Consider the following 6,611-nt stretch of genomic DNA (forward strand, 5'->3'; position numbering starts at 1 on the left):
GCCTTCCTCGGCTTCAGCGCCAGCGCCAGCAGGCGTCTCGTTATCTTTGATCTGGGGCATTACCATGTCGATACGTTACCTGCGCCTTCAAGCGTAAATTCCCGGGTGGTCGATGTCTCAGCATCATTTGCACGGTGGGCGATCATCTCGCGCAGAATATCAGCGTCCGGCGTCTTCTCCACGAGCGCACGCAGGTTCATCATATCGTCGGTCATCGGTGGTCCTTTAGGTGAAGGGTTGGTGTGAGCAACCCGACCCTACCGGAAATCCGCCGATGACCACCCATCAGCTGCACCACGTCCAGGGACACGACCCGAGCCATCGCATCTGAAGGCGTGAGAAATCAATCCAGCCTGCGTTCCCCGCGCTTCGGAACTGCGATACGTCAGCCGACGATCACAATAATCGGGGCCTCAAGTTGCCGGGCTATGGTTTCCCACTCTTGGGAGAACGGACCGTAGGCTGTCTTGATCTCGACGCCGACGGGCAATTCGGGGCATTCGTTCTCGCCATTGCTGCCCCAATTAACCCAGCCGGACTGACGGCGCTGGACGATCTGAAAGGCACCGGAGGGCTGCGAGGTCCACCAGATCATGGCGCGGCCACTTTCCGAGTGGAATTCGACCGTCTTGTCGGCCGGGCCGGGGAAGATGGTTTGATGCGGGACCGCCGAGACGTCGACCGGCTCGTCCGCCAACTGCCAGAGCCGTTCGGTCATGTCTGCCTTGACGTGGGAGGCGGCGCGGACGCGGGCCAGTCGCTCGGTGATCTCGGCGTCGCTCAACACGCCTTCCCACTTGCAGAACAGGCGCCAGTAGAGATCCCAGTGCGCGCTTTCGATATCGGACAGCTGCTCGCGGAACTCGTTGAACTTCTCGCTCGTTGCGGTCGAATGCTCCACGGTTTCGGCCACCATGGCGACCAGCTCGCCGGCATAGGGATCGCCGGAGCGATATCGCGTGCCGCCCATGGCCGCGAAACGGTCGAACACCAGCTTGCCCTGGCCGCCTTCGAATTCGTCGCCCACCGTGATCTTGTTGGTGACCGAGCGGCCATTGATGACGGTCTGGAAGTCATCGACCTGATAGCGGCGACCGAAGGAATGCGCGTTGTGAGCGAAGATCCAGTCGATCGAAAAGGTCTTGTTCCTAAGCTCGGCCAGCAGGCCATCTGGGATTGTGCCATGCATGCGGTAGTGATGCAGCACCGGACCCTTTTCGATGGTCTCGATCTCGACCAGCGTATGTTCGGGTGGGTTGATCAGGCCGTTTTCCGGGGTGAAGAACGGACCGTAGAAGCCGCCGATGGCATTATTGCCGGAGGGGAGCAGTTCGAAGTCGTCAAAATGCCCCTTGAAGTGCCTGATGCCCCATTTGGATGAACCTAGGCCCTGCGCCGTACCCGAACAAAGTTCGAAGTCGAAAGCACCGGTGTCGAGGCGAACAAAGCAGTCCTGCTCGCGGCCCGACTTTTCGACTATGCCGGCGACGACTTCACTCGCGGCCACCGGTCGGTCGAGCGTCAGGGTCGTCTCACCGGCAAGGCTGACAACGGCGGCAAAGGTCGTCGAGACGGCCGAGGAACCGTCGGCGAGGCGCTGGCAGAGAACGGGCTGGCCGGCAGCGTCGCGTGCCCACCACAAGGGCTCGGCGAAATTGCCAGCTACCGCAAAGCGGATCAATTCATTGCTGCGCGTAGCGCCGAGGGGGTCGCGGACGGAAATAGTCGTCGTCATTGCAGGTCCTGAATAGTATGCTTGCATGAAATCAGCTCTTGAACGGGCCGTGCCCGCGACCGAACAGCGTCGACAGCAGCTCGGGACGCTGCTTAAGGCTGTCTATGGCCACCGCGAGGATGATGACCACGCCCTTGATCAGCAGCTGGGTGAAGAACTGCACGTTGAGCAGGATAAGGCCGGTGGTCAGCACCCCAAGGATCACCGCGCCGATCAGCGTCCCAACGATGCGGCCGCGCCCCCCAACAAGGCTGGTGCCTCCGAGGACGACGGCAGCGATGGCATCGAGCTCATAGCCCGTACCGGCGGTTGGCTGGGCCGAAATGACACGGGCGGCGAAGATTACGCCGGCCAAACCTGCACAGATACCGGCGATGACATAGACTGAAAGGATGATGCGATTGACCTGGACGCCGGCCAAGCGGGCCGCCTGCACATTGCCACCCACGGCATAGACGTGGCGGCCATAGCGTGTGCGCTCGAGCACGAACCAGGCGACCACGAAGACCGCAAGCATGGCAATCACCGGCACAGGAATGCCGAGCAGGTAACCATTGCCGAGATCCTTAAAGTTGAGATCGCTTGAAACGATCGGCTGGCCATTAGTGATCGTATAGGCCAGACCACGCAGGAAGGTCATCGTACCTAGGGTGACGATGAAGGGCGCGAGCGCGAGATAGGCGGTGAGTAGGCCATTAACCAGGCCGCACGCCCCACCAACGGCCATGCCGATCAGCACCGCAGCTGGCGCCGGAACGCCGGCAATGGCGGCCATGACGGCCACAACGCCCGAGACGGCGACAATGGAGCCGACCGACAGGTCGATGCCGCCAGTAAGAATGACGAAGGTCAATCCGGCTGCCAGGATGGCATTGACCGAGATGGACCGGGCGATGTTGAGCAGGTTATCGACGCGATTGAAATTGGGCGCGAAGATCGACATCAGCAGCACGAGCAGGACCAGCACCATCAGGATGCCGACTCGATCCCACCACCAGGCGAAGTCGAATTGGCTGCGTGGCTTTGCGGTCGCTTCGGCGACCGGTTCCGGATTGATGCTCATGGCTGGGCTCCCGTGTTGGGGGTCTGGTAATCTGCGCTCGCGCCGACGGCGTGTCGCATGACGTTTTCTTCGGTGGCCGCGTCGGCCAACAGTTCTTGGACGATGCGCCCGCCGCGCACGACGAGCACGCGATCGGCAATGCCGATGGCTTCTGGCAGATCGGACGAGATGACGAGAATGGCCTTGCCGGCCCGCGCCAGTGCATCGATGAGTTCGTAGATTTCACGCTTGGCACCGATGTCGACACCGCGCGTTGGCTCGTCGAGGATCATCACCGCGGAGTCGCGCAGCAGCCAGCGCGCCAAAGCGACCTTCTGCTGGTTTCCGCCCGACAGCGCACGGGCCGGCAGGTCGATGGCATTCTTGCGTAGGCGCAGGCGCTCCATCTGCTGCAGGACGGCTTGGCGCACGGCGCGATTTTGCACCACTTCGCCCGAGACGAACTGGTCGAGCGAAGAAATCGAGACATTCCGCTCGACGCTGTGATCGAGAAACAGCCCCTGTCCCTTGCGATCTTCGGGCACCATGGCCAGGCCATCGGCGATGGCTTGGGACGGATCGACAGGATGGCTCGGCTTGCCATTGACCGTCACCACGCCGCCCTTGCGGCGGTCGGCGCCGAAGATCAGCCGGGCCACTTCCGTGCGGCCCGAACCGATCAGACCGGACATGCTGACCACTTCGCCGGCCCGCAGCTGGAAGCTGACCGGACCCAGGCCTTCGGCGGCGAGATCCTTGACGTCAAGCACGACATCGCCGGGCGTGCGCGGCTCATGGCGATAGAGATCACCGATCGAGCGGCCGACCATCATGCGCACCACGTCGGTCTCGCTCAATTCGTCGCGCGTGCCGGTGCCGACATAGGTGCCGTCGCGGAACACGGTGATCCGGTCGGCCAACTGCCAGACTTCTTCCATGCGGTGGGAAATGTAGATGAGGCCGACGCCTTCGTCGCGCATGCGGTTGACCACCGCATACAGCTGCTGGGCCTCGGTGCGCGACAGGGCGGCGGTCGGCTCGTCGAGCACCAGGACACGCGCCTTCTCGCTGACCGCCCGGGCAATCTCGACCATCTGCTGCATGCCGATGCCCAGGGACCCAAGCGGGCGGGACGGGTCGATATCGGCATGAATGCGGGCGAGCTTTTCGCGGGCATCGCGCAGCACGCGGGTGCGATCGAGCATGCCGAAGCGATTACGCGGCTCCTGACCGAGCGAAAGATTCTCGGCCACGGTCATGGCCGGGACGGTATTGAGTTCCTGGTGGATGATCGCAATGCCCTGGGCGCGGGCATCGCGCGGCGAGCGGATGTCCACAGGCTTACCATCAATGGTGATCATGCCAGCATCGCGCTGGATGTTGCCCGACAGGATCTTCATCAGAGTGGATTTTCCCGCGCCATTCTCGCCCATCAGGGCGTGAACTTCGCCGGACCGCAGATCGAAGCGCACGTTGTTGAGAGCAATCGTGGCCCCGAAGCGCTTCGCGATGTCGGTCAGCTCCAGCAATGGACTATCCATGGTTTGCTTCCTTTGAAAGAAGGGCCGGAGCGCGGGAGAACGCTCCGGCCCTTCAGCCGGTACGAGGGACTACCAGCCGGGGTATTCGGCAACATTGTCACGCGAAACCAGCACGCTGGGGATCAGCACTGTGGTTTCGGTCGGCATGGTGCCTTCGGTCATGGCGACGGCGGTCTTGACGGCCTGGCGCACCATTTCGCCAGGGTTCTGGGTTGACGAGCCGATGAAGGGCGAGCCTTCGCGGTTCAGTTCCTGCACGGCTTCAGGGCTGCCATCGACGCCGGTCACCTTGATCTGGGCCGATTTGCCAGCCTGTTCGACCGCCAGCACGGCGCCGAGCGCGGAGGGATCGTTCATGCCGAAGATGCCAGTCACGTCGGGATGGGCGGTCAGCATGTCGGTGGTGACAGACATGCCCGAGGCGCGGTCGTTGCGCGACGCCTGCTGGCCGACGATCTTGATGTCGGGGAAGTTGACGGCAACATTGTTGCAGCCGGTGATGCGGTCGATGATGGTCTGGATTGGCGTGCCATCGACCAGCAGGACTTCACCCTTGCCGCCCATCTGCTCGAACAGGTACGTGCAGGAGACTTCACCGGCCTGGACCGCATCGGTCATGAACACGGCGTCAGCGCCAACGGCGGGCGTATCGACAGCCATGACGATGACGCCAGCAGCCTTGGCGCGCTCGATAGCTGGCGCAATACCGGCCTGATCGACGGCCGAGATCACGATCAGGTCGACGCCCTGCTGGATGAAGGCATCTATCTGTGTGTTCTGGTTAGCAAGGTCGAGCTGGGCATCCTGGGTGTTGAGCGTTGCGCCGATTTCGGCGGCCGCATCCTTGGCACCGGTTTCCATGGCAGCAAAGAAGGGATTGGACATGTCCTGTACCATGAGGCCGATCTGATCGATCTTGGCCGGCATGTTCTGCGCCGCGGCGGGCAGAACGCCGGCAGCGGCAAGGGCCAGCGCGGATGCGGCGACGATGCTAAACGTTTTGGTCTTCATGTAAGTATCCTCCATGTGTCGATCCTTTGCGAAGCGCGGATCGGCTTGCGCCTTCACCGTCCCTTTGCGGACGGAATGGTTGGTTGGGGTGTGAAGCTGTGGTGGCCGACGGGACCGCAGCCGCAGGACTGGCGCACGATCAGTTCGGCGCCGACCTGTAGCTGGTGATCCGGGCGGTAGGCAGGCATGCTGGACTCGCCGCGCTTTTCGGCCGCGTCTTGGGCCAGGATGATTTCGGCCAGAGTCCTGGCCGCTTGCTGGCCGATTTCGCCGCTGCGCTCGTTGAGCAGAGTCAGCGGCGGCTGGATGAGATTGGACCAGGCGAATTCGTCATAGCCGACCACAGCGATATCGCGCGGAATGCTGAGGCCGCGCAGTTGCAGGTGTTCAAGCGCGCCAAGCAGCATCGGGTTGTTGCCAGCGATCAGCACGTCCGGTACCGCCGTCGCGGTATCGAGGTAAGACTTGAGTGCCTGGCCCGCGGAGACGGCATCGTTGGCGCTTTCCACAACGACCAGCCCGGCATCGGCCGAAGCCGCCGCATCGCGCAGGCCATGCTCGCGCTCGACACGGGTAGACCAGATGGCTGGATAGGCCAGGAACAGCCAGGTCTTGTAGCCATGGCCGGCCAGATGGCCGCCGACCTGCATGCTGGCCTGATAGTTGTCAGTCGTGACGCTGGGCAGCTCGGGTGCTTCGGCCGGCGGCGAAGAGTCGACGAAAACGATCGGAATGTCCCACTTGGACAAAAGTTCAGTATTGGCCTTGCTCAGCGTCAGCGTCGAAATGACCCCTGCTACGCGGGCCTCGATTAGGCGCCGCACAGTGCGGTCTTCCTGTTCCGCATCGTAGTGACCATCGACCGCCACATCGGCGATTATCACCGTCCAGGCCAGTGACTGTACCGTACTTTGGATGCCGCCGATCAGGTCGAGATAGTAGGAGTTCGAAGTGCTGGCTGTGATCAGCCCCACCGAGTCCCGATTGGTGCGTCGCAGATCCTGTGCCGCACGATTGGGAATGTACCCGATGTCATTGGCCGCCGCGAGGACGCGGGCACGGCTATCCTCCGACACGCCATCGGCACCGCGCAGGGCCTGCGAGATCGTGTAGGTCGACAAACCCGTCACTCTGCTGATGTCGCGTATCGTAGGCCGAGCCACAGCGTCCTCCTGCCCAGCCAAGGTTGTGACTAAACGTTTATTTTCATAGCCGCCATGCAGAGGAGTGTCAAATAAACGTTTAGCTCGAGCGGCGATCATTAGCGCCTAATAGGCGACAG

Annotated in this window: 6 protein-coding genes; all 6 read right to left on the reverse strand. The window is 62.4% G+C overall.

All coding sequences use genetic code 11. The annotated features are described in order from the left end of the window. Window positions 1-59: 59 nt before the first annotated feature. Window positions 60-215, reverse strand: a complete 156-nt coding sequence (locus WH91_RS24750; protein WP_158409600.1) for a hypothetical protein — start codon at window positions 213-215, stop codon at window positions 60-62. 170 nt (window positions 216-385) lie between these two features. Beyond that, window positions 386-1,735, reverse strand: coding sequence for a hypothetical protein (locus tag WH91_RS25565; RefSeq protein ID WP_046172353.1), 1,350 nt, complete (start codon window positions 1,733-1,735; stop codon window positions 386-388). A 31-nt stretch (window positions 1,736-1,766) separates the two neighbouring features. After that, window positions 1,767-2,798, reverse strand: coding sequence for an ABC transporter permease subunit (locus WH91_RS17755; protein ID WP_046172354.1), 1,032 nt, complete (start codon window positions 2,796-2,798; stop codon window positions 1,767-1,769). Then, window positions 2,795-4,318 (reverse strand): sugar ABC transporter ATP-binding protein, encoded by a 1,524-nt coding sequence (locus WH91_RS17760; RefSeq protein ID WP_046172355.1) that lies wholly within the window; start codon window positions 4,316-4,318, stop codon window positions 2,795-2,797. The genes WH91_RS17755 and WH91_RS17760 overlap by 4 nt, the downstream gene beginning before the upstream one ends. 69 nt (window positions 4,319-4,387) lie before the next feature. Continuing rightward, the gene (locus WH91_RS17765; RefSeq protein ID WP_199533544.1) at window positions 4,388-5,329 is read right to left on the reverse strand and encodes an ABC transporter substrate-binding protein; all 942 of its coding nucleotides are present in this window, start codon (window positions 5,327-5,329) and stop codon (window positions 4,388-4,390) included. A 53-nt stretch (window positions 5,330-5,382) separates the two neighbouring features. After that, window positions 5,383-6,492 (reverse strand): LacI family DNA-binding transcriptional regulator, encoded by a 1,110-nt coding sequence (locus WH91_RS17770; RefSeq protein WP_046172356.1) that lies wholly within the window; start codon window positions 6,490-6,492, stop codon window positions 5,383-5,385. Window positions 6,493-6,611: the final 119 nt, after the last annotated feature.

Origin of the sequence: Devosia psychrophila (assembly GCF_000971275.1) — a bacterium.
Taxonomy (GTDB): domain Bacteria; phylum Pseudomonadota; class Alphaproteobacteria; order Rhizobiales; family Devosiaceae; genus Devosia; species Devosia psychrophila.